At 62.4% G+C, this 22,538-nt stretch carries 25 protein-coding genes; 13 read left to right on the forward strand and 12 right to left on the reverse strand.

Annotation, left to right across the window (positions count from 1 at the left end):
• Positions 1–3 precede the first annotated feature (3 nt).
• Genes AACH39_RS16940 through AACH39_RS16980 form a run of 9 tightly spaced genes read right to left on the reverse strand, consistent with a single transcriptional unit; the run spans position 4 to position 8,034 of the window.
• Positions 4–882, reverse strand: coding sequence for a polysaccharide deacetylase family protein (locus tag AACH39_RS16940; RefSeq protein WP_338620631.1), 879 nt, complete (start codon positions 880–882; stop codon positions 4–6).
• Positions 879–1,556 (reverse strand): alpha/beta hydrolase, encoded by a 678-nt coding sequence (locus AACH39_RS16945; RefSeq protein WP_215777232.1) that lies wholly within the window; start codon positions 1,554–1,556, stop codon positions 879–881. The genes AACH39_RS16940 and AACH39_RS16945 overlap by 4 nt, the downstream gene beginning before the upstream one ends.
• Positions 1,540–3,891: an MMPL family transporter gene (locus AACH39_RS16950; RefSeq protein WP_338620632.1), complete on the reverse strand. Its 2,352-nt coding sequence runs from the start codon at positions 3,889–3,891 to the stop codon at positions 1,540–1,542. Before AACH39_RS16950 ends, AACH39_RS16945 begins: the two co-directional genes overlap by 17 nt.
• Positions 3,888–4,466, reverse strand: a complete 579-nt coding sequence (locus tag AACH39_RS16955) for a LolA-related protein (RefSeq protein WP_338620633.1) — start codon at positions 4,464–4,466, stop codon at positions 3,888–3,890. The genes AACH39_RS16950 and AACH39_RS16955 overlap by 4 nt, the downstream gene beginning before the upstream one ends.
• Before the next feature lie 7 nt (positions 4,467–4,473).
• On the reverse strand, positions 4,474–5,388 hold the full coding sequence (locus AACH39_RS16960; RefSeq protein ID WP_215777221.1) for an acyl-CoA synthetase: 915 nt from the start codon (positions 5,386–5,388) through the stop codon (positions 4,474–4,476).
• A gap of 4 nt (positions 5,389–5,392) precedes the next feature.
• Positions 5,393–5,695: a beta-hydroxyacyl-ACP dehydratase gene (locus AACH39_RS16965; protein WP_338620634.1), complete on the reverse strand. Its 303-nt coding sequence runs from the start codon at positions 5,693–5,695 to the stop codon at positions 5,393–5,395.
• Positions 5,692–7,044, reverse strand: a complete 1,353-nt coding sequence (locus AACH39_RS16970; protein WP_338620635.1) for an AMP-binding protein — start codon at positions 7,042–7,044, stop codon at positions 5,692–5,694. Before AACH39_RS16970 ends, AACH39_RS16965 begins: the two co-directional genes overlap by 4 nt.
• Positions 7,045–7,054: 10 nt before the next feature.
• Positions 7,055–7,747: a hypothetical protein gene (locus AACH39_RS16975; RefSeq protein ID WP_338620636.1), complete on the reverse strand. Its 693-nt coding sequence runs from the start codon at positions 7,745–7,747 to the stop codon at positions 7,055–7,057.
• Complete coding sequence (locus AACH39_RS16980; protein ID WP_215777205.1) at positions 7,744–8,034, reverse strand: phosphopantetheine-binding protein; 291 nt, start codon at positions 8,032–8,034, stop codon at positions 7,744–7,746. Before AACH39_RS16980 ends, AACH39_RS16975 begins: the two co-directional genes overlap by 4 nt.
• A 232-nt stretch (positions 8,035–8,266) precedes the next feature.
• Between AACH39_RS16980 and AACH39_RS16985 the strand changes: the two genes are divergently transcribed.
• A complete protein-coding gene (locus AACH39_RS16985) occupies positions 8,267–8,899 on the forward strand; it encodes a phosphatase PAP2 family protein (RefSeq protein ID WP_215782712.1) in 633 nt (210 codons plus the stop codon).
• A gap of 45 nt (positions 8,900–8,944) precedes the next feature.
• On the forward strand, positions 8,945–9,976 hold the full coding sequence (locus AACH39_RS16990; protein ID WP_252346066.1) for a hypothetical protein: 1,032 nt from the start codon (positions 8,945–8,947) through the stop codon (positions 9,974–9,976).
• Here AACH39_RS16990 and AACH39_RS16995 read toward each other — a convergent pair.
• Together AACH39_RS16995 and AACH39_RS17000 are read right to left on the reverse strand one after the other, a co-directional pair.
• Positions 9,961–10,869, reverse strand: a complete 909-nt coding sequence (locus AACH39_RS16995; protein WP_338620637.1) for a hypothetical protein — start codon at positions 10,867–10,869, stop codon at positions 9,961–9,963. The two genes, AACH39_RS16990 and AACH39_RS16995, sit on opposite strands and share 16 nt — an antisense overlap.
• Entirely contained in the window at positions 10,866–12,086 is a 1,221-nt protein-coding gene (locus tag AACH39_RS17000; protein ID WP_338620638.1) for a winged helix-turn-helix domain-containing protein, read from the reverse strand. The genes AACH39_RS16995 and AACH39_RS17000 overlap by 4 nt, the downstream gene beginning before the upstream one ends.
• A 273-nt stretch (positions 12,087–12,359) precedes the next feature.
• Between AACH39_RS17000 and AACH39_RS17005 the strand changes: the two genes are divergently transcribed.
• The 4 genes from AACH39_RS17005 to AACH39_RS17020 all read left to right on the forward strand — a co-directional run bounded on the left by AACH39_RS17005 (position 12,360) and on the right by AACH39_RS17020 (position 14,974).
• Positions 12,360–13,652, forward strand: coding sequence for an NAD(P)/FAD-dependent oxidoreductase (locus tag AACH39_RS17005; RefSeq protein ID WP_215777196.1), 1,293 nt, complete (start codon positions 12,360–12,362; stop codon positions 13,650–13,652).
• A gap of 127 nt (positions 13,653–13,779) precedes the next feature.
• Complete coding sequence (locus AACH39_RS17010) at positions 13,780–14,091, forward strand: cupin domain-containing protein (RefSeq protein WP_215777192.1); 312 nt, start codon at positions 13,780–13,782, stop codon at positions 14,089–14,091.
• 93 nt (positions 14,092–14,184) lie between these two features.
• Positions 14,185–14,715 (forward strand): YfaZ family outer membrane protein, encoded by a 531-nt coding sequence (locus tag AACH39_RS17015; RefSeq protein WP_338620639.1) that lies wholly within the window; start codon positions 14,185–14,187, stop codon positions 14,713–14,715.
• Between the two features lie 127 nt (positions 14,716–14,842).
• Positions 14,843–14,974 carry a hypothetical protein gene (locus AACH39_RS17020; protein ID WP_256444945.1) on the forward strand — a complete coding sequence of 44 codons (132 nt, stop codon included), beginning with the start codon at positions 14,843–14,845 and terminating at the stop codon, positions 14,972–14,974.
• A 53-nt stretch (positions 14,975–15,027) separates the two neighbouring features.
• Here AACH39_RS17020 and AACH39_RS17025 read toward each other — a convergent pair whose 3' ends face one another.
• The gene (locus AACH39_RS17025) at positions 15,028–15,867 is read right to left on the reverse strand and encodes an SPOR domain-containing protein (protein ID WP_338620640.1); all 840 of its coding nucleotides are present in this window, start codon (positions 15,865–15,867) and stop codon (positions 15,028–15,030) included.
• A 132-nt stretch (positions 15,868–15,999) separates the two neighbouring features.
• Here AACH39_RS17025 and ndk point away from each other — a divergent pair, with 132 nt between their 5' ends.
• The 7 genes from ndk to AACH39_RS17060 are packed head-to-tail and all read left to right on the forward strand — an operon-like array spanning position 16,000 to position 22,537.
• The gene (gene ndk, locus AACH39_RS17030) at positions 16,000–16,425 is read left to right on the forward strand and encodes a nucleoside-diphosphate kinase (protein ID WP_215777182.1); all 426 of its coding nucleotides are present in this window, start codon (positions 16,000–16,002) and stop codon (positions 16,423–16,425) included.
• A gap of 52 nt (positions 16,426–16,477) precedes the next feature.
• Positions 16,478–17,572 carry a 23S rRNA (adenine(2503)-C(2))-methyltransferase RlmN gene (gene rlmN, locus AACH39_RS17035; RefSeq protein ID WP_215777177.1) on the forward strand — a complete coding sequence of 365 codons (1,095 nt, stop codon included), beginning with the start codon at positions 16,478–16,480 and terminating at the stop codon, positions 17,570–17,572.
• 32 nt (positions 17,573–17,604) lie between these two features.
• The gene (gene pilW / locus AACH39_RS17040; protein ID WP_256444977.1) at positions 17,605–18,306 is read left to right on the forward strand and encodes a type IV pilus biogenesis/stability protein PilW; all 702 of its coding nucleotides are present in this window, start codon (positions 17,605–17,607) and stop codon (positions 18,304–18,306) included.
• A 3-nt stretch (positions 18,307–18,309) separates the two neighbouring features.
• Positions 18,310–19,284 (forward strand): helix-turn-helix domain-containing protein, encoded by a 975-nt coding sequence (locus tag AACH39_RS17045; protein WP_215777171.1) that lies wholly within the window; start codon positions 18,310–18,312, stop codon positions 19,282–19,284.
• Positions 19,285–19,301: 17 nt separating this feature from the next.
• Positions 19,302–20,582 carry a flavodoxin-dependent (E)-4-hydroxy-3-methylbut-2-enyl-diphosphate synthase gene (ispG, locus tag AACH39_RS17050; protein ID WP_215777167.1) on the forward strand — a complete coding sequence of 427 codons (1,281 nt, stop codon included), beginning with the start codon at positions 19,302–19,304 and terminating at the stop codon, positions 20,580–20,582.
• Positions 20,583–20,622: 40 nt separating this feature from the next.
• Positions 20,623–21,894, forward strand: coding sequence for a histidine--tRNA ligase (gene hisS, locus AACH39_RS17055; protein ID WP_215777164.1), 1,272 nt, complete (start codon positions 20,623–20,625; stop codon positions 21,892–21,894).
• Between the two features lie 13 nt (positions 21,895–21,907).
• Entirely contained in the window at positions 21,908–22,537 is a 630-nt protein-coding gene (locus tag AACH39_RS17060; RefSeq protein WP_215777160.1) for a tetratricopeptide repeat protein, read from the forward strand.
• Position 22,538: the final 1 nt, after the last annotated feature.

Genomic DNA, 22,538 nt, shown 5'->3' on the forward strand with positions numbered 1-22,538 from the left:
ACGTCACGACGGATCAGTTGGGTGAGACGCGCTGGCGTCGGGTTTCAGAGAGAGGGGCAGGGCATGCAGATCACGGGCCAACGGCGGCTGGCAGGCTTGCCGCAGGGTCACGGTATGCAGATCATGTGCCTTCAGCGCCGACAGCAAGCGAGGCAAAACCTGCTGAATGATCGGCTGGCCATTGGCATCTCGTGCGGCATTGCCGTCATGCAACAGCAGAATGTCCCCGGCTTGCAGCCCGCGGATCAGTTTTGAATACACGTTATCCGGGTTTTTATCCCGAGTATCATAACCTCGTCGGGTCCAGCTCACAAGAATCAGGCCGGAGGCTTCCAGGCAGGGGGCAAGGAAGGGGTTGCGCAGCCCGGCGACCGGTCGATAAAAGCCCGTCGAATGGCCGCAGACGGCCTGCAGCGTCTGCCGGCCGTCGAGGATTTCCCGCTGCCAGCCCCGCGGGCCGGACAGGGCCAGCAACACGGGGTGTCGCTGGCCGTGATTCTCGATCTGATGCCCCTCGGCCAGGATGCGCCGGCAGAGGTCGGGATGTCGGGCTGCCCGGGTGCCGATGCAAAAAAAGGTGGCACGGGCGCCATGCTGTTTCAGGATGTCCAGCACGGCAGGCGTGACTTCGGGGTCGGGACCGTCATCGATGGTGATGGCGATTTCCTTGCGTTGTGCCGCCGCGTCAGGCAGGCGGGTCAGATTGGTGCCAAGCCACTGGCTGCGGGGCAGCAGGCCGATGGTGGCAATGAGGCCATGCAGCAGCAGCAAGGCCAGCACAACCGCGTCCCAGTGAGCCGGCCAGCGCAGCAGCAGCACCAGCGCCAGCAGGTGAAGGGCGAGACAGAAGCGCAAAAAGGGTGTGAGTGGCGGGATGGTCATGTGATCGCCTGCGCTTCGTCAGCAAACGGCCCCTGATCGAGCCAGCCGGACCACAATGCCTGCCAGGCAGGCCAGTCATGTTTCCCCCGGGTGTGGAGTATTCGTCTGTCCGCGATCAGGCTGGCCAGCATGGCCTGACCCTGCCGGAAACGATCCTGATCCGACAGGCCGAGCCAGATGGCGGGCATGGCGTCCTCGGTGCGCGGCTGCCGACACAACCAGTGCCACCAGCGACGTTCGTCATGCTGAGAGCAGTCGGGCAGCCCGGCCCAGTCTGCCGGGCTGCCGGCTGCACGGATTTCCGCCAGAACGTCGCCGGTGCCGGGGTAGGGCGCGATCAGCATCAGTCCGGCCAGTTTGTCGGCATGCGCTGCCGCGCAGTGCAGGGCATTGAAGGCGCCGAGGGAAATGCCGGCCAGCCAGATCTGCCGGTAGCCCTGACGAGCTGCCGGCGTCAGGATGGCTTGTTCGATGTCTGCGGCAACGGTCTGGGCCATGACTTGCTGGTACCCGATTTCGGCCAGCACGATGTCGACATTCAGTCCGCGCGCTCGCACGGCCTGCACCATGCCCTGCTCGATCATGTCCTCCGGCCTGGCCATGGCCGGCGGCAGCAGGACCAGCAGGGTCCTGGCGTGCAAGCCGGCGCATACGGGTTCATGTATCAGCCGCATGGCGGGGCTTCCGGGTCAGTGCTGCGGCAAACAGCAGGGTCAGCAGGGCACCAATGGCCACCGTCGAGCCGATATAGGACAACACCGGTACTCGGGATGTCCCGAGCAAGCCGAAACTCATGACCGTCGCCAGGTTGGCGATCAGCAGAGAGGTTTCGATCTGTTGTTGTTCCCCGGCAGTTTCCGGTGTCTGTTCGCTGACGAAGAACAGGGCGTAGTTGGAGCCGATGGCCACCACCAGCAGCAAGCCCACCAAATGCAGGATCGTCAGTTGAATGCCACAGGCGTGCAGCAGACCAACGACGCACAGCACCGCACAGCCCAGCGGCAGGGCAATGCGTGCGGCCCGGCCCGGGCCGCACGACAGGGCCAGCAACAGCAGGATGGCGAGACATCCCAGGCCGGAGAGCAGCAAGGCTTCATGCGTGTAATTGTCGAAAATGCCGGTGGTTTCCTGCAGCAGGTCAATCACGGTGATCTGGCTCAGCCCTGCCGCCGCCAGGGCAGATTGCACCTGGTTGATATCCATGAGATCCGGCTGGGCGCCCAGGCCGCTCGGCCGCAGGGGCATCAGGACCAGATAACCGTGCTGGCGCGGGATCAGCATGGAGTCGAGCAGCATCCCTGAGGCGGTGCCTTTCAGGTCGGCACGGGTCAGGGGGGCATGCTGGCGGGCGTTCTGCAGGTCAGCCAGAAACCCTTGCAGCTTACCGGCCTGCAGGGGCAAGCCTGACAGCGCCTGCTGCAGGGTGTGGCGAGCCTGCTCCGGCGCCGGCAGTGCCTGCTGGCGCGTGTGCTGGGTCTTCAGGCTGGGCAGCAACTGGCTGGGTGCGTGGAAGCCCCCGATGACTTGTTGCCGGGTCAGGGTCTGCAGCGTCGAGGCGGCACGTTCCGAGAGGCTCAGCGCGGTTTGCTGGTCCGGCGCCACAAAACTGGCGACATAACGCATATCGTTGCCGCCGAGATCGCCGCGAAGCTGGGCGTCGAGGTGGTTTTGTGCGGCGGAAACCGGGCTGAGCGCGGACAACTGGCGACTCCAGATGTCCTGTTTCTGAACCAGCAGAGGCACCACGGCCAGCAGGCTGATGACGATGACCACGCCACGCCAGCGGTACAGGCCGTCCAGCAGGGCCTGCAGCGTCCGGCCTACCCGGCTCAGGTCACGCAGCCTGGCCCGGGCCGGCATCAGGATCGGCAGCACATAGCGGGTCACCAGCGCGGCGGTCAGCAGACCGCTGATGGAGTAAAGGCCGAGCTGGGCCAGGCCGGGAAAACTCGAGCAGAGCAGGGCGGCAAAACCGGTGATCGAGGTGAGAACCCCCAGGCGGATGGTGCGCCAGAAGCTGCGTGGATGACTGCCCCCCGCCCGTTGAATGAACAGATAGATGGAGTAGTCGACCGCCTCGCCAATCAGGGTGGTGCCAAAGCCGAGTGTCAGGCCGTGGACATGTCCGAAGCCCAGACTGACGGCGGCAATCCCGGCCAGGGCACCCGAGACCACCGGCAGCAGGCCCAGCAGCAGCAGCGAGGGCGAGCGGTAGACCAATAACAGCAGGCAGACCACCAGCGCGGTGCCCAATGTGGCCAGTCGGCCGACTTCATCCTGAATGGTGTCGCGCGAGGCGACCGACATGACACTGGTGCCGCTCATGACCAGCCGGGTATCTGCCGTTTTGCCCGGCAACCGGTCGAAGGTCTGGCGCAGGGTGTCCAGCGCATGGGCCTGCGCATCGGTGTTCAGACCAGAGTCGGCCAGCTGGACCAGCAGCACCGCGCGGTTGCCATCGCGCGAAATCCAGACTTCGCCGTCGCTGCGCGGTGCGGCATCACCGATGAACTGATCCAGGATGCGCAGCGTTTCGCCGCTGGGGTCCCGGGGCAGAATCTGTTTGACCAGCAGGCCGCCGTCGCCGGCCATGTCCAGCAGCAAGGTCTGAATGGCCTCGTGCAGACCGGCCGGGCTGAAACGGTCGACACTGATCGCCGGGCTCAGCAGGTAGCGGTTGTCGAAGAAGTAACGTTGATCGCGTTGCTGGGTGGCCGAGTCGCCGTTTTGTACCGCGCTGAACAGGGCGTTGCCGTTCAGCCGCTGCACCATCTCGCGCGACAGCTGGGTGCGCTGGCTGGCATTGCCCCCTTCGATACCGAGCAGCACCAGCCGGGCGATGGCGCCATCGCGTAACTGGTCAACCAGCATCTGCTGTCTGGCGCTCGGGGTTTTCGGCATGAAGGCCGACAGATCAGCGACAAAGCGGGTCTGGCTGATGACCAGGCAGGCGGCCAGCATGGCGGCCAGCCACAGGGTCAGGATCAGTTTCTGCGAGCGGGTTTTCATCGGGTGCTGGTGATGGTCATGTCAGAACGGTCCCCGTCGGCCTGCAGGAAGGAGATGGTGCGTACCTGTGCCCGCGCGCCGCTGATACGGACCTGGCTGATGAGCTTCAGCATGCGTGCCTGCAGGGGAACCAGCGTCAGCTGCCATTGCTCGGCACGGCCAGTCAGATTGACGTTGAAATAACGCTCCAGGGCGTTGCGATCCCCTGCCAGGGTGGCACGGATGCTCTCGACGAAGGCGGCGACCTCGGGCCGGTCTGACAGCGAGACTGTGATGCGTCGGCCATCACTGCGCTCCAGCATCAGTTTGTCACCCTGCAGGATGACGGCCTCTGCCTTTGGCTTCAGTGTGCGCTTTTCCAGCCGGTCCGGTGCGGTGAAGGACAGTTCGCCGGAGGACTCCAGCGGCTGGTCGAGCACGGCCAGGGTTTTCTTTTCGACGAAGGTGGCCGTGCCGGATTTTTTTTGTCCCAGCATCTGCATCAGATCCGGCATGCCCCAGTCGGCGGCGAAGGTGGCGGTGCCGGCGATCAGCAGCAGGCTGGCGAGCAGGGGGGAGAGTCGATGGGCAAACATGATCGTTTTAAGCTTCATTCCAGAAATCGTAGAAATTGAACCAATTGAACGGCTGCGCCTGGCAGTGTCGGGCCAGTACGGCGACATAGCGTGCCATCAGATCGCTGGCCAGGGCATCGCGCGGCTGTCCTGCTGCGGCAGAAGGGTCGTCGAGACGTTCAAAGTGTAGCTGATAACGGTTGCCGCCCAGGTAAAGACCGGCAATGAAATACACCGGGTGCCCCAGCATGGCCGCCATGCGAAATGGTCCGCCGGGGAAGGGGGCCGGGGTGCCGAGGAAGGGGTGCGGCACATAGGTGTCGGGGCCGGTCGCCCGATCCGCCAGCAAACCGACCAGCGCGCCCTGCTTCAGCCGCTCGTGGACCCGGAGCATGGCATCCAGCGAGCCGAGGGGGATGATGTCCTGAACGGCCCCCGGATTGATGGCCGCCAGTGTCTGCTGGATTTGGCGTGCGTTCTCGGGGTACATGGCCATGCTGACGCGCATGTCCGGCCGCTGGCGCGCCATGCTGCGCAGGACTTCGAAACTGCCCAGATGGGCGCCGAACAGCAACAAGCCCTGGCCACTGGCGCAGTGCTGATGCAGGGCCTCGGCACCGACCAGCTCAATGTCGAACTGGTCGAAGCGGTCGCGCAGCAGATAGACCCGGTCATGGATGGTCGTGGCAAATGCCAGGACATGGCGGTAGCGTTCGTGCCAGCGTGGCGGGCGTCCCAGACTGCGTGTCAGGTATTGGCGCGAGGCACGGCCTGCCTTGCCGCCGAACAGGGTGAAATAGGCGGCGATGCCGAACAGCACCAGGCGCGAAACCGCTCTGCCAAGACGCAGGGAGAGCTGACTCATGAAGCCGAGCAGCAGTGCACTGCCGCGCTCCTTGCGCTGCATCCAGGCCGGTGTGTCCTTGACCGCGAGGCGAGGCATGTGGTCACTCATGGCAGGCGGCTGCCTCTGCGATGAATTTGCCATCGGCGACCTTTTGCGCTGCGTGATACAGACTGAAGGCCACCTGTGCGTGGCCGGCCTCGTAGCGCAGGCTGAGCGTTCCCCCTGCGCTGACCGGTGCGTAGAACTTCACCACGGCCAGTCCGGTCAGGGTCAGCCCTTCATGCTGGCTGATGGCTGCCTGGGCCAGGTCGAGCAGTACCACGCCGGGGACGATCGGCCGGCCGGGGAAGTGGCCGGCAAAGGCCGGGTGGTCGTTGGCGATGATCAGTGGCAATTCGGTCATGGCGACTCCGGCCCGTCAATGTGTTGTTGAATCAGTGCCTCCAGGGTGCGTGCCAGGATCTTGCCGTTGCCATCTCGCGGCAGCGAGTCCACGAAAACGATGGGTCTGGGCAAAAAAACCGGATCGATATGGGCGCGCAAGCCGGCCAGAATGGCCTCGCGTTGCAGGCTCGGGGCCACGACAAAGGCGGCCAGGCGCTCCACTTCGCGTGCGTGCCGTGTCCGGGGGATGCAGAAGACGCCGTCCTCCACCCCGGGCAGGCGGGTGATCAGGTTGTTGAGGTAGGTCAGCGAACTGCGCTTGCCGGCCACATTGATCATATTGGCTTTGCGATCGATGAGCCGGAACGTGTCGGCCGAAAGCAATTCAACCGTATCGTTGAGGATTTGCGGGGTTTCGTAGACCTCGCCGACAGCCCAGGTGTCTTCTCCCTGTTGTTGCAGGGTAATCCCGGCGACGTTATGCCAGATGTCGTCGCGACAGGGTTGCCGGGTGGCCAGTTGGCCGGTTTCGGTCGAGCCGTAGATTTCCAGTACCGGGCAGCCGAGTCGTGCTTCTGCCTGGCGGGCCAGCTCAACGCTCAGGGGGGCGGTGGCCGACAGGATGGCCGCGACGGGAGGCAAGGTGATGTCCGCTTCCAGCAGTTTGCGCAGATGGAAGGGGGTGATCACCAGTAGTCTGGGGGCGGTCATCTCTGCCAGGCTGGCGGCGATGTCGGCCGGGAAGAAAGGCAGGCGGGTCGACATGCGGCCACCGGCCAGGACCGGCAGCAAGACGCTGGATTCGAGGCCATACATATGGCGAATTGGTACCGTGCCCAGTACCGAACAGCGGCCTCCCGCCGTATCCCATACTCGTTCGGCGCCGGCCAGAATGGCCAGCCGCAGCCGGCCGAAGGTCTTGTAGTGGGCGCTGGGCGTCCCGGTGGAGCCCGATGTATAGACACAGGCGACGCGGCGGCCCGCAGGGATCAGCGGGTTGTCGCGGCGCCAGTCGGCCGGGTCCTCGCCATCCAGGTTGATGTGCAGAAACGGGTGGCTCGGCAGTGGATTGTCTGCCTGGTCGCCCAGTACCAGCAGGTCTGTTTGCTCTGCGGCAACGGCTGCCAGGTGCTCGGGGGCGGCCGAGTTGGGCAGTACGGTGAGCAGACCGCGGGCAAAGGCCGCAAAAAGAGAGACGGCGAAATGATAGCGGTCCTGGCAAAGGTTCAGTAATGCGCCCTGGGCCGGCAGTCTCTCCGCCAGGCTCAGGACATCGTGCTGGAATCGGCCGCGACGGATGACCTGACCTTGGCGCCAGGTAAAGGGGGTACTCGGGTCGAGCGGCGGAAACAGGGGAATGGCATTCATGGTGACGGATTCAACAGTCTCGCGGCGCTTTGGCTTCTGTTTGCCAGGGTTTGCCCGGCGGATGATTTCGGGTGTATTCGCGGTAGGAGGCGATGGTCTGGGCGATGCTGAAATGGGGTCTGTCCGGCAGCAGGCGCAAGCGGATCAGGAATTCGCCGCCAAACATGATGCCCAGCGATACCGGGGTGAGAATGGTGGCAAAGAAGGCCCAGGCCGGCAGCGGTGCCAGGCAGAACAGACCGATGGAGATCAGCCCGCTGGCGACAAAGTAGATGGTCCAGGCGAGCGTGACGCCCCAGGTGTAGCGCAGGTAATCGGCATCCAGCACCTCACTGATGGCGATGCGGGCAATGCGTGAGCACAGGGCGCCATGGTGGGTGCCCAGTGTGCTGCCGAACATGATGCCGAGCGAGACCATGGCCGCCAGGTGCTGGACAAAATACAGCCAGGCCGCATGGGTCAGCAGGGTGTCAATGTTGAGGGCAATGGCGATGGTGGCGGCCAGGCAGCCGGCCAGCGCGGGCCAGCGGAACGCGGAATGCCAGCAGGCAATCACGACCCCGGTGGCCAGCGGCAGGGAGCCGACAATGACAGCCAGAACCGGAGGGTGGTGCGAGGCCGAGGCCAGATAGCTCAGCCCGGCATAGGCGGCGAACACGATGGCCAGCAGCAGGAATTTCGCCTTGCGCCACAACGACATCATTTGCTGCGGTGCTCGGCAATATAGTTGGCCAGGGCGCGCAGGGAACCAAAAATGCGAGCGTTGTCTTCGCCGTCGGCTTTCAGCTGTACGCCATATTGTTTGGACATCACCAGGGCAATTTCCAGAATATCGATTGAATCAATGCCCAGCTTGTCTCCATACAGGGGCTCTTCTGGCACAATGGCTTCCGGCGAAATATCAAGATTCAGTGCCGTAACGATCAGGCCGGCAATTTCTTGCTCCAGCGCCGGGTTATGTGCGGTGTCTGCGGAGTTTTGAATATCCATGATGGTAATTTCGCGAAAAAGAGTTGGTCAGGGATGGCTGTTATTCGCCAAGGCAATTCAGTTTCGGTATGATCTCGAACCCGATGGCGTGACCGTTATTGCGGCTAACTACTTCCCTGATGGAAAAGGGCAAAATTATAGCAAGATCAATAGCGTCCGGTATAGTGTGAAATTGCTTTAAGGAGTTGATTTGAACCAAGGAGAGGGTAGGTTCTCGCGAGACCGGATTGATATGGTGAAACTGGTTTTCACCCGTTTCTGGTTCAAGATGTTCGGAACGATGGGTTTTACCCTGATTTTTTTTGTCGGGTATATTTACCTGCTGAAAAATCCATCGGGCCCGGTACATATTATCCCGCTGACATGGTTTGATTCTTTGGTGGATTTTTCCCCTGCTGCGCTGCCGGTCTACTTGTCTCTCTGGTTTTATGTTTCTCTTCCGCCGGTTTTGATGTTGTCGCGCCGGGAAATTGCCCGTTACGGGGCGAAGGTGGCGCTGCCCTGCCTGGCGGGTCTGGCGGTATTTTATGTCTGGCCCAATGCCATTGCGCCTGCCAGCATCGACTGGGCGCTGCACCCCGGCGTCTCTTTTCTGAAGCAGGTCGATACGGCAGGCAATGCCTGTCCTTCCCTGCATGTGGCGACCGCCGTTTTTTCTGCCGTCTGGCTGTTCTGGCGTTTCCGTTTCTGGCATTTTCCCGGCTGGTTGCAGGGGTTGAATATCTTGTGGTGTCTGGCAATCGCCTGGTCCACCATGGCGATCAAGCAGCATGTGGCCCTGGATGTGCTCGCCGGCACCGTGCTGGGGCTTTTCACGGCCTGGTGCTCCGGGTTGAAGCGTCATGCCTGCCGACCGGGGGGCTGATCGCTGCCGGGCTGTTTTCCATTTGCGCATTGTTTTCTTTCTGTCATGAATGCTGAATCTCTGTGGTTTACCCAGTCTGCGGTGAGTGCGCAGGCCTTCCTGCCGCCGGGGGACAACGTGGCCGGGCTGTTGGGCATGGCTGTCATCGGTGGGCAGGCATTGGCCTGCGGCCCGGCCGGCCCGGTGCCGCTGCAATCGGTCGCTACGCCACTGCTCGGTACGGATGCACTGCAGGTCGAATCGTGGGGGGTGAGTGCCGCTTGCCGTCAGGGTACGTTCCAGGATGTGCGTTATGCCGCCTCGGCCAACCTGCTGTTTGGTGTGGTTCAGCTCGATGAGGCCGATGTCGCGACTTCTGCGGGGGATGCCCCGGCATTGCAGCAGATTGCCGAACGTGCCTATCGACAGATCTTTGCCCTGCTGGCGCAGGAGGCCTGTCCTTATCTCTGGCGCGTCTGGAACTACGTGCCGGATATCAATCGTATTGACCAGGGGCTCGAACGTTATCGGCAGTTCAATATCGGGCGTCATCAGGCTTTCTGCGCCTTTGAGCGTCCGGTGGATGCCAGCCCGGCAGCCTGTGCGCTGGGCGTGGCTGCCGGACCGCTGTCGATTGCTTTTCTGGCGGCGCGCACGCCGGCCCGGCAGATTGAAAATCCCCGTCAGGTCAGTGCCTTTGTCTATCCGGCGGAATATGGTCCGCGCAGCCCGACTTTTACCCGGGCAGCACTGGCGCGTGCGGGAGAGCAGTCGATTCTGCTGATCTCCGGCACGGCGAGCATCGTCGGTCATCAGACCATGCACCAGGGGGATGTGGCCGAGCAGACGCGGGAAAGTATGAGGAATATCTCGGTGTTGCTGGCCGAGGCCAACCGACTGGCCGGGGCCTCGCTGTTTGCGCTGGACGGGCTGGTGTATCGCGTATACATCCGCCATGCCGATGACCTGGACCTGGTGCGGCAGACTCTGGCCGGGATCATTGGCTCATCGGCCGTGCTGACTTTTGTGCAGGCAGATATTTGTCGCGCTGATCTGCTGGTGGAGATTGAAGCTCACGGGTTTCATTTGCCCGGCTGACGGCCTGATGCCTCGATGCGCAGCCACAGATCCTGTCGTTGCAAGGGGGTCTGCGGCGGCAGCTCGGGATTGGCCAGTTCGATGATGGTGCGATGGCCCAGGTCGGCGCGTGACAGGGCGTCCTGATAGTACTGCGTGAACAGCTGGTTGAAGCGGTTGTCCCTCAGGGCTTTCTCCAGGCCGTGGCGGATGGCTTCGGCCAGCACCTGATTGTGCGGGCAGACGAAAAAATACACGGCAGCGGGATAGTGCAGGACAAGATGGCGATCCACGCCCAGGCCGGCCTGCCGGTAACGGTCCAGTTCGGGCCAGATCTCGTTGACCGAGCGCGGGAAGTAGTCGAAACGCCGGTTCTGCAGCATGCGAAACAGCGCATCGTACTGGCCGCTTGAGTTCACGGGCAGACCATTGGCTCGCAGGATGCGGGTGTCGGGCCAGTCCGGGCCCTGTCCGGCAGTCAGCTGCGCCAGTGTGGCAAGCGAGTCAACGTTGGCCAGGCGCTCCGGCTGCTCTGCGCGGATCAGGGCGATGCGCCAGCCGATCAGGCCACGGTCGATCGGGATGCGAATCGGCAACAGCCTGCTTTCCCGTTCGATGGTCGTCATGCTGGCGACGACATCCACGCCGGGCTGGCAGGCTGCCAGTTCACCCAGTGCCCGCGCCTGGGGCATGGCTTGCTGACCGCGTAGCGCCTGGAAGCGATGGCCATCTTCCTGCAGCGCCAGCTGCAATAGCTGGAACTGATAATCCGAGCGGTGGTCGGTGACGGATTCGGGCGGCGGCAGGTAGACCGGTTGTGCGCCTTGCACCAGCGGGCAGAGGCATGCCGCCACCAGCCACAGGACTCGCCAGCCATGTCGCCGTTTTTTCATGCCGCCACCTTTCTTGTTCATGCCGTGTCATCCCCCCGGGGGGCAATCAGTCCGTCCGGCCCGTGCGTCATTCGGATTTGAGGTGTGCCGTGCCAGTCGGCCAGCTTGTGCAGGGTCTGGCCCAGGTCCTTGAGCAGCCGCTGACTGACGCGCACGCCCGGTTCCAGATGGAAACGACGAATCTCGAAAATACCTTGTTGCCGATGTGCCTTGGCATCCAGCCGGCCAATCAGCTTGCCGCGATGCAGGATGGGCAGCGCAAAATAGCCGTACTGACGTCGGGCTGCGGGTGTGTAGCATTCAATGCGATAGTCGAAGTCGAACAGCTCGCGTGCCCGCTTGCGATCCCAGACGACCGGGTCGAAAGGGGAGAGTACGGCCGTGGCGCCTGCTTTGAGGCTGCCGGCCTCGGCGCGCGCCAGTTCGGGGGCCAGGCTGGCATGTACAAAGGCATCCTGCTGCCAGCCTTCGACCCGTACCGGGATCAGTTCGCCCTGATCGGCCCAGTGATGCAGCAGGGCTTCGTGACGCCCCCCCTTGATGCGGTAGTAGTCGCTCAGCCATCCCGCCCTGATGATGCCCAGGGCCCGGCAACTTTGCTGCAGCATGGTTTGTCTGGCCTGCTCCGGCGTCGGCAGGTCGCGTGCATCATCCCACTGCGGCAAGACGCGCTCGGCCAGGTCGTAGATGCGCTGGAAGTTGTGCCTGGCCCTGACCATGACCCTTCCCTGGGCGAACAGCACCTCCAGATGGCGCTTCTCCGGCTTCCAGTCCCACCAGCCGCTGCCTGTGCCGTGCTGGCGGGCAAAATCGGTCGAGCGCAGCGGCCCCTGCTGGCGCATTCTGCTCAGCAGCGCTTCGATTTCCGTGCCGTGGCGTGCCAGCCAGTCTTTCGGGCATTTCCAGCCCAGCGAGGTGGCGTCCAGCATGCGGTGGCGCAACAGGCCGTAGTCTTCGATGGGGATGAAGCAGGCTTCGTGTGCCCAGTATTCGAACAGCGCACCTTCTGCCAGTAATTCATCCAGCCAGGCGGGCTGGTAGTGACCGAGGCGACTGAAGAGCACCAGGTAAGGACTGCGGGCGACGACATTGATGGTGTCGATTTGCAGCAGGGCCATGCGGCGGATGCAGGCGAGGACATCGGCGCGGGTGGCCCGGCGGCGCGGCGGGTTCAGCAGTCCCTGAGCGCTCAGGTGCAGGTGGCGGGCAGCTTGTCGGGAAAGGTGCAGGGTTGACATGGGGGACTCTGGGGCGCTGGATGCCTTGAGTTTCTTGGGATTGCCGGGCGGGTGCAAGTAAATTGCTTGTTGCGGTGCGGCATGGTTGCGCGCGCCGATGACCATATTCTTGGGGTATAGGGAAGGAATCTGTTGCTGTCCGGCAGGAAAGATTGTTCTGCGGCAGGGAGTTGAGTACATTGGTGCGGTGCACAAGAGTCATCCGGCCAGCATGTCGTCATGCTGCCCAGAGTATTTTTTGCATACCGAGCCCTGGGGGCAGAGAGAGTGCCTATGAAAATCGTGATTGTCGGTGGCGGAGCGGGTGGCCTGGAGCTGGCCTGCAAACTGGGACGTCAGTTGGGGCCGCTTGCGGTGACGCTGGTGGATTGCAATCTGTTTCACATCTGGAAGCCCTCCTTGCATGAGGTGGCCGCCGGCACGCTGGATATCCATCAGGAGGGCCTGTCTTATCAGATGCTGGCGCACGATAACGGCTTTACCTTTGTGTTTGGGGCGCTGACGGCGCTGGATGCGCCGCGCCGCATGATCAGTGTCGGCGAGACGCTGGCTGACGATGGCTCGGTGATTCTGCCTGCCCGGCAACTGGGGTATGACCAGTTGGTGCTGGCGATCGGCAGTACTTCGAATTATTTTGGCGTCCCCGGTGCGGCCGAACACACCTTGTCCCTCAATGGCCCGCATGACGCCGAGTGGTTTCGGCTGCGCATGCTTAAGTTGCTGACGCTGGCCGATTTGCAGAAGCCGCAGAATCCTCAGGTGGCGGTGGATGTGGTGATCATTGGCGGCGGGGCGACCGGGGTAGAGCTGGCGGCCGAGTTGCGTGAGGCCAGCGAGGTGCAGGGGCGGTATGGTTATCCGCGGCTCGACCCTCTGCGCGATGTCCGCATTACCTTGCTGGAGGGTGCTGCGCGGATTCTCTCGCCGTTGCCTGCCAGGGTGTCGCGTACGGCGTTGCAATTGCTGGCCGAGCGGCAGATCACGGTGCATACCGGCTGCAAGGTGACCCGGATTGATGCCGACAAGGTGCTGGATAGTGAGGGGAATGTGTATCCGGCGGATCTGATTGTCTGGGCCGCCGGTATCAAGGCACCTCCCTTGCTGGCGACGCTTGGCCTGCCGCTGGCCAGGAGCGGGCAGTTGCTGGTGAATCGACGTCTGCAGGTCGAGGGATTTGCAGACATGTTCGCGCTGGGGGATTGCGCCGCCTGCGAGTATGCCGAGGGGAAGTGGGTGCCTCCGCGGGCGCAGAGTGCGCATCAGCAGGCTGATTATCTGTACCGTCTGTTGTTGCGTCGCGTTCGGGGGCAGGCCGAGCCGGCCGCATCCTATGTCTATCGTGACTATGGTTCTCTGGTGTCGATGGGCACCCGGACCTCGGTCGGGAACCTGATGGGGAATCTGTTTGATGCCTCCTGGTTTGTGGAGGGCTTTCTGGCGCGTTGTATGTATGTGAGTCTGCATCTGCTGCATCACCGTGCTGTGCTGGGGACGATGCGCACGGGGGTGCTGGCGCTGGCGCGTTATCTGGTGAAGCGTGCGCGCCCGCTGGTGAAATTGCATTAATATGCTTTTTGATTTATTGATGATGATGTCTTGGCAGGTCTTCTGATGGGGCTTGTCGGCATGGAGGGGCAGGCAGGTGAGGACGACCTGGTGTGCCCCGTTTACATACCGCGTAAGGAGATTTGTCATGAGCGCTTTTATCTTGCACCGTCTGCCGAGTCTTGGCCGTTCGCTGATGCCGGACAGTGATCATCTGTTGACGCAACTGCGGCCATCTCAACTATTGCTGATCAATTTGCGCCCCGGTCAGTATGCTTTTGAGTCCCATGTGCATCATGAATTCCTGCTTTGTCTCGAAGGGACGCTGGTGTTGGAGGATGAGCAGGGGCGCGCCTGTGAGGCGCGGACCGGCGAGATGATCGAGATTCCTTCCGGTCTGTCGCATCGCTTTGCTGCCGGGGCGGATGCCGTGATCGCCACGATTGCACAGTCGTCCTAGCCCCGTGGTTTGAGACGCGCTCTTCTGTCTGTCAGCGGGAACTCCGCGGCGTTGCCGGAGTCATGCCTTGTTTCACCGAGTCAGAGAGTGTGTATGAAACAGGTTGTTCTGAGTGGTGTCTTGCTGGCGCTGGCGGTTTCTGCCCATGCGGCGGAGTACGGGGTGGCAGCCGGTCGGGATTTTCAACAGTTCTCTCGTACCCCGGAAGGGATCATTCCCGGTTTTACACTGGATTATCTGCATCATGATCATCAGGGCTCCGCCGGGGGCCTTGGTCTGATGATGGGGGTGTCGCTCGGACCGGTTTCCCTCGGCGGCGGGGTCAAGGCCATGGCGATCGATACCGATGCCGGCTCGGCGACGGCAGCCCTGCCGGGGGCGCGTGCCAGTCTGGCGCTGGGGCACGGACTGAGCGTCTATGCCAGCGCGTTTCAGGCGCCTTCGGCCCTGGCCAGCGGCAGTGTCGGCAAGGTGATTGATCGCTCGGCCGGTGTGCAGTGGCAGCCAGTCGGCCCGCTGACGCTGACGGCCGGTTACCGGCAGTTCGAGATCGAGCGTCAGGATGCCAGCCGCAATCGCACCCTGGCCGATGGCGCTTATCTCGGGGTGGGGTTGTCTTTCTGATGCTGCGCATGCCGCATCTGGTGCAGCTGTCCTTTTTGCCAGCTAAGTGACTGATTTTGACATGTAATTTTCATCTTTGCCTGCTATAACTAGAACTCCCCTTTTTTTGTCTACGGGAGATTGCGGCATGGATGAACAAGAATTCGATGAGTCGATGCTGGCGCCATCCAGGGACAATCTCGATACGATGAGTGCGATGGAGAGAGAGTCCTTTGCTGATTCGATACGTGACGAGTGGGATCAGGACAGTTATCTGTAATCCCCGGTCCTCTCGTGATGATCCCGCAGCGCCGTCAGGCGTCTGCGGGATTTTTATTGGTTGCTGCCGGGGACGTTGAGCATGGGGGCATAGCCCATGGCTCTGAGTTTGGCCATGGCCTGTTCGGCCTCAGCCCGGGTGCGGAAGGGCGCCAGGTGAACCCGGGTCTCGCTCTGCACTTCAATGCCTTTGCTCTTGAGTTCGTTGATCAGCTTCTGGGCGTTTTCCGTGCTGCTGAACAGACCCAGCTGGACGTTGTATCCCACCGAGCTGCCGGATGGCCGTGCGATCGGGCTGGCCGAGTTCTGTGGCGGCAGGGGCTGGACCGGCTGAATGTTGGGCATGGCCTGCGGCTGGGCCGCCGGCGCCCGATAGGGCTGGTTGCCGGTGACGGCGGGTGTCGAAGGCTTGAAGGCACGCGTATTGTCGCGATTGGCTGCGGGCGGCGCAGAGGGGGCACCCGGCTGTACGGTGACCATTTTGCTGTGCTGCTGCGGCGTCGCCTGGTTGGCGGCCGGTGGCGCTGACGGCGGCGGCGTGGTGGCTGTCGGCAGTGACAGCGGCGGTGTGGCGGTCATGCCCGGTGTCTGGTTGACATCCGGGCCGGACGGGGCCGTACCGACAGGCTGGCTGCTGGCCACCGGCGCACTGGCCGTGGGGGCGCTCGCCGGGGCCGGCGGGACCGCAGCCAGGCCGGCCGAGCTGACAATATTGCCGGCATTGTTGTCGGCCATGTCGGTCTTCTTGCCGGTGACGGTATCGAGGAGCGGAATGGCCGCCAGGGCGAGACCGACCAGTCCGGCGGCAATGGCCAGGCGAACTTTCAGTTTGGCGCCGAAGTCGGAGGCTTCGTCATCTTCGTATTGGGGCGGGTCTCTGCGCTGGTCGCTCATTGTGCTTAATTTTTATGCGGCAAATGACTAAAAAGACTGGTAATATAACGGGTTCTGCAAATTCGGCTTAAACCGCTCTGGCGCAAGCAAGTCGATAGTTTAGCCAGTCAACAAGGTAATTGGGAGATTTATATGGCAATTGAACGCACCCTGTCCATCGTTAAACCGGACGCCGTCGGCAAAAATGTGATCGGCAAGATCTACGACCGTTTCGAATCGGCCGGTCTGAAAGTGATCGCTGCCCGCATGAAGCAGCTGTCGCGCAAGGAAGCCGAAGGCTTCTACGCCGTGCACAAAGAGCGTCCCTTCTTCAAGGATCTGGTTGATTTCATGGTTTCCGGCCCGGTGATGATCCAGGTGCTGGAAGGCGAGAACGCCGTCCTGAAGAATCGTGAACTGATGGGTGCCACCGATCCGAAGAAGGCCGATGCCGGTACCATCCGCGCTGATTTCGCCGACTCGATCGATGCCAATGCCGTACACGGTTCTGACAGCGCTGAAAATGCTGCCATCGAAGTCGCCTATTTCTTTGCGGCTTCCGAAATCTGCTCCCGTTGATTCAAGACGGCGGTCGTTTCGGCGACCGCCGTTTCTGCTGCAAGAGATTTAAATGAAAACCAACCTGCTCGACTTCAACCTGAACCAGCTGACCGAACATTTTGCCGCGATGGGTGAAAAGACCTTCCGCGCCAAGCAGGTCATGCGCTGGATGCATCAGATGGGTGAAGACGATTTCGACGCCATGACCGACATTGCCAAGAGTCTGCGTGCCAAGCTGCACGAGTCGGCCGAGGTGCGCGTGCCGTCGCTGATGGCCGGGCAGGAGGCCAGTGATGGCACACGCAAGTGGCTGCTGGATGTCGGTACCGGGAACGGCGTGGAAACCGTGTTCATTCCCGAAGACGATCGCGGCACCTTGTGTGTGTCTTCCCAGGTGGGGTGTGCGCTGGAGTGCACGTTCTGCTCGACCGGTCGTCAGGGCTTCAACCGCAATCTGTCGACCGCCGAAATCATCGGCCAGCTGTGGTGGGCCAACAAGGCCATGGGCGTGACGCCGAAAAACGAACGGGTCATTTCCAATGTGGTGATGATGGGGATGGGCGAGCCGCTTGCCAATTTCGACAATGTGGTGTCGGCCCTGCAGATCATGCTGGATGACCATGCCTACGGTCTTTCTCGCCGCCGTGTCACGTTGTCGACTTCTGGTCTCGTGCCGCAGATGGATCGTCTGGCGGCCGCCTGTCCGGTGGCGCTGGCGGTCAGTCTGCATGCGCCGAATGATGCCATTCGCGACGAGATCGTGCCGATCAACAAAAAATACCCGCTGTCGGAACTGATGGCAGCCTGCCGGCGGTATCTGGCGTTTGCACCGCGCGATTTCATTACTTTCGAGTACGTGATGCTTGACGGGGTCAATGACAGGCCCGAACATGCCCGGCAGCTGTTGCAGCTGGTTCGTGACGTGCCCTGCAAATTCAACCTGATTCCGTTCAATCCGTTCCCGAACTCCGGGTACGGCCGCTCGAGCAACAATTCGATTCGGGCGTTCCGGGAAATTCTGCAGGACGCCGGGCTGGTGGTGACGGTGCGCAAGACGCGCGGCGACGATATCGACGCTGCCTGCGGGCAGCTGGCCGGGCAGGTGCAGGACAAGACGCGCCGTCAGGAAAAGTGGATCCGGATTGCGGAGAGCGACTCAGAGTGAAAAAATACCGGTGGGAAAAGGCGCTGTTGCCGATGGTTTTTTCTGTCGGGGCATTTGCCACCTCACCGTCACATGAGTTAGCCTCCGTGCATGCCCAGCTGGCTTTTGAGTATGCAAAGGCAGATCAGCTGGCGCTGGCGCTCGATGCGGCAGGGCGAGCCGTCGATGCCGGTGAAGCCTTTGCGCCGGCCTGGCTGGCGCGGGCGCATGTCCGGGCGGCCTTGTCTCAGGACGAAGCGGCCGAGCAGGACTATCGCCGGGCCTTGCATCTGGCGCCGGACAATGGCGAGGCAAACAATAATTTCGGTCTGTTCTTGTGTCAGCGCGCCCGGGTGGACGAGGGGGTGGTGCACCTGAAGCGGGCCTTGCTGGATCCGCGCTATGAGGCGCGCGAGTCGGCTTATTTGAATTTGGGGCGCTGCAGCCTGTCGGCAGGTCAGGCTTCGCAGGCGATTGAACACTGGCTGTCTGCCCTGCAGCTCAGGCCGGCCTTCCCGCCGGCGCTGAGGCAGCTGGCGGCCTTGTATACCAACCAGGGGAGCGTCACACTAGCGTCTTATTACTTTGGCCGTCTGATTGAGCATGCCGGGCCGCTGAATGCCGATGACCTCCTGCTGGGAGTGCGCGTGGCTAGGCTGTCCGGGGATCGTGTCCGGGAAGAGGCGTTCTCTGGCGAGTTGCAGACTCGCTTTCCGGACTCCAGGGAAACACAGCAGTTGTTGAGCGGGATCTGATGGATGGAACAACAATCCGAACAGAATAATCAGCCGGATCCGGTAAGCGTGGGCAGTGCCCTGCGTGCGGGGCGCGAAGCCGCCGGGTTGTCTCTGAATGAAGTGGCCGAGCGACTCAAGCTGTCGCTGCGGCAGCTGGATGCCATTGAACGCGATGATTTTGGTGCCTTGCCGGGCGCCACGTTCGTGCGCGGATTTGTACGCAATTATGCTCGTTTTCTGGAAATCGACCCGACGCCGCTGATGGAGGCGCTGGACTCGCATTTCCCCTCGGCCGCCACCGAAGTCGCCAATCTGGCGCGCGAAGAGCATGCCGAGGAGTCTGCCGAAAAGCGCGAAAGCGCAGCCAATTCGGGGACCTGGATGGTTGTGGGGCTGGTTGGTGTGGTGCTGGGGGCCAGCGTTCTGTGGATCTTTGGTCATCACGGTGAGCAGCAGCCTGATCTGGCTCCGGTCGTCAGTGCACAGACCGCCTCGGATCTGGCGGCAGCGGCCTCCGTGCCGGTGGTGTCCACGGCGCCTGCTTCGGCATCGATGGCCAAGGCGGCTTCCGCGCCGGCAGTGGCCAAGGCTGCTTCGGCGCCCGCCGTGCAGGGCCGGCCGGCCTCCGCGCCAGCTCAGACCGATGCTTCGGCGGCCGCCGCCCGTGCCAAGGCTCGCGCCGCGGCCAAACTGAACGCCAGCAAGGCGGCTGCCCGTGCGGCCTCGGCGCCTGGTGCGGTGCACCCGGCTTCGGCGGGGGCCGGCAAGGTGACCGTGTCGGTGACCGAGCCGTCCTGGGTGGCGGTGGTCGATGCCGACGGCAAGAAACTGGTGTATTCGATGGTCGTGCCGGGCACGCCGCGCGAAGTCAGCGGGACGCCGCCCTTCAAGGTCCGGATCGGCAATGCCGAGAAGGCGACCCTCACCTACAACGGTCAGGCGGTTGACCTGGCCGAGCATACCAAGGGTGCAACGGCCAACGTTGAACTCAAATAGCGACAAGGCAGTTTGTTATGGATAGCGTGAGCATTGCTCGCCGCCCCACTCGTCAGGTACGGGTGGGGCATGTTCTTGTTGGCTCCGATGCGCCGGTCGTGGTGCAGTCGATGACCAATACCGATACCGCGGATGCCCGAGCTACCGCGCAGCAGGTGTTCGAACTGGCCGAGGCCGGTTCGGAGATCGTACGCATTACCGTCAATTCGCCCGAGGCGGCGGCTGCCGTGGCAGAAATTCGCCAGCGGCTGGATGATCTGGGATGCAATGTGCCGCTGGTCGGCGATTTTCATTTCAATGGCGAGCGGCTGCTGCGCGATCACCCCGACTGCGCGCGCGCGCTGGCCAAGTACCGTATCAATCCGGGCAATGTGGGCAAGGGTGCCAAGGGTGACGACAAGTTTGCCTACATGATTCGCACGGCGATTGAATACGACAAACCGGTGCGTATCGGCGTGAACTGGGGCAGTCTGGATGCCGCACTGGCTACCCGCCTGATGGATGCCAACAATCGTCTGAGCCAGCCGCTGCCGGCGGATCAGGTGATGCGCGAGGCCTTGATCGTCTCGGCGCTGGAAAGTGCCGAGAAGGCCATTGATCTCGGCTTGTCGGCCGACAAGATTCTGCTGTCGTGCAAGGTCAGCCATGTCCAGGACCTGATCCGGGTTTACCGTGATCTGGCCGGACGTTGTGATTTCCCGCTGCATCTCGGCCTGACCGAGGCGGGCATGGGAACCAAGGGGGTGGTCGCATCGAGCGCGGCGCTGGGCGTGCTGCTGCAGGAGGGGATCGGTGACACCATTCGCATTTCCCTGACGCCGGCGCCGGGCGAGTCCCGCACCCGCGAGGTGGTGGTGGCGCAAGAGCTGCTGCAGACCATGGGGCTGCGCTCGTTTACCCCGCTGGTCACCGCCTGTCCGGGTTGTGGCCGCACCACCAGCACGCTGTTCCAGGAACTGGCCGAGCAGATCCAGCAATATCTGCGCGCCCAGATGCCGGTATGGCGTCTGCAGTATCCGGGGGTGGAGGAAATGAAGGTGGCGGTGATGGGCTGCGTGGTCAACGGACCGGGTGAGTCCAAACTGGCGGATATCGGCATTTCCCTGCCGGGAACCGGTGAGGTGCCGGTGGCCCCGGTGTATGTGGATGGCCAGAAGGACGTCACGCTCAAGGGGGACAATATCGCCGAGGCGTTTACCCGCATCGTCGAACAATATGTGCAGTCACGCTTCGGAGAAGGTGGCAGCCGCCGTGCCGTCGCCCCGTCCGGCAAGACGATCCCGATCAGGCAATTGTGAGCCGCGAGGCTCCGGTAGTGAATGGAAAAGACTGAATAACATGGCTCAAAAAATCCAGGCGGTACGCGGCATGAACGACGTACTGCCAAGCGACTCTCCGCAATGGCTGTATCTTGAATCCGTTCTGCGCAAGCTGCTGAGTGACTATGGCTATCAGCATATCCGTACGCCGATGCTCGAAACCACGCCGCTGTTCGTGCGCTCGATCGGCGAGGTGACGGATATTGTCGAAAAGGAAATGTATACCTTCACCGACAGTCTGAATGGCGAAAGCCTGACCCTGCGTCCGGAAGGCACGGCCAGCGTGCTGCGTGCCGCCGTCGAGCACAACCTGCTTTACAATGCCACCCAGCGTCTGTGGTATGCCGGCCCGATGTTCCGCCACGAGCGTCCGCAGAAGGGACGTTACCGTCAGTTTCATCAGACCGGTGTCGAGGTGCTGGGCTTCCCGGGGCCGGATATCGATGCCGAAATCCTGCTGATGACCGCGGATCTGTGGCAGCGTCTCGGCATTGCCGATTTTGTCGAGCTGCAGATCAATACCCTGGGAAATCGCGAAGAGCGCAGTGCCCACCGCACGGCCCTGATCGCCTATCTCGAGCAGTATGTCGACCAGCTGGATGAAGATGGCAAGCGGCGTCTTTACACCAATCCGCTGCGTGTACTGGATACCAAGAACCCGGCGCTGCAGGCCATCTGCGATGCCGCGCCGCGTTTGACCGACTACCTCGGTGCGGACTCCCGGGCGCACTATGATGGCTGGAAGGCCATGCTCGATGCGGTGGGCATCCGCTACGTGGAAAATCCGCGTCTGGTGCGTGGGCTGGATTACTACAACCTGTCGGTGTTCGAGTGGGTGACCAGTGAGCTGGGCGCTCAGGGTACTGTCTGCGCCGGTGGCCGCTACGATGGCCTGGTCGAAGAGCTCGGTGGCAAGCCGACGCCGGGGATCGGCTTCGGCATGGGCATGGAACGCGTGCTGTTGCTGCTGCAGGAGAAGGGGCTGATTCCGGCGCAGCCGGGTGTCGACGTCTATCTGGTGCAGCAGGGCGAAGGCGCTCCGTTGTATGCCATGAAGCTGGCCAAGCAGTTGCGTGCCGCCGGTCTGTCGGTGATGCAGCATCTGGGCGAGGGCAGTTTCAAGTCGCAAATGAAAAAGGCCGATGGTTGCGGTGCACTGTGTGCCGTGATCGTCGGAGAGAACGAAATCGCCAGTGGTCTGGCTATCGTGAAGCCGCTGCGCCACGAGGCCGAGCAAGTGACCGTGGCCTGTGCAGAGGTGGCGGCAGCCATCGCTGCGTTCAAAGTTTGAGGGGAGGGACGCAATGGCGTTCGACTTGCAGGAACAGGAACAGATTGATTCGCTGAAAGTATTCTGGAATCAGTGGGGAAAATGGATTGTCGCCGGCGTCGGCTGCCTGGCTGTCGGCTATCTCGGCTACAAGGCTTACAACCTCTACCAGTCGCGGCAGATCGAAGCATCGGCCGCCATCTACGCGACGGTGGAGCAGGCTGCAGGGGCGCAGGATCTGGCCGCCATCAAGCGTGGTACTGCCAGCATCGAGGCGGATTATCCTGCTTCGCCCTATGCCGCCCGCGCTGCCCTGATGGCGGCCAAGGCAGGTTTCGACAAGCATGATCTGGCCTATGCCAGCGAGCAACTGAGCTGGGCTGCCACTCATGCCAAGGAGCCGTCGCTGGTGGCCCTGGCGCAGTTGCGTCTGGCCAGTGTGCTGATGGATCAAAAGCAATACGATGCAGCAATTGTTCAGCTGAACCAGCCGCACGATGCCGCCTTTGATGCGCTGTTCTTCGATGCCAAGGGCGATGTGTTCTCGCTCAAGGGCGACAAGGCTGCGGCGCGCGACGCCTACAAGGCCGCCCTGGCCAAGCTGGGCAACGATGCCCCGAATCACGATTATATCCAGACCAAACTCGATGCCCTGGGAGGCTGAT

The sequence above is a fragment of the Paludibacterium flexuosum genome, assembly GCF_037076605.1.
Taxonomy (GTDB): domain Bacteria; phylum Pseudomonadota; class Gammaproteobacteria; order Burkholderiales; family Chromobacteriaceae; genus Paludibacterium.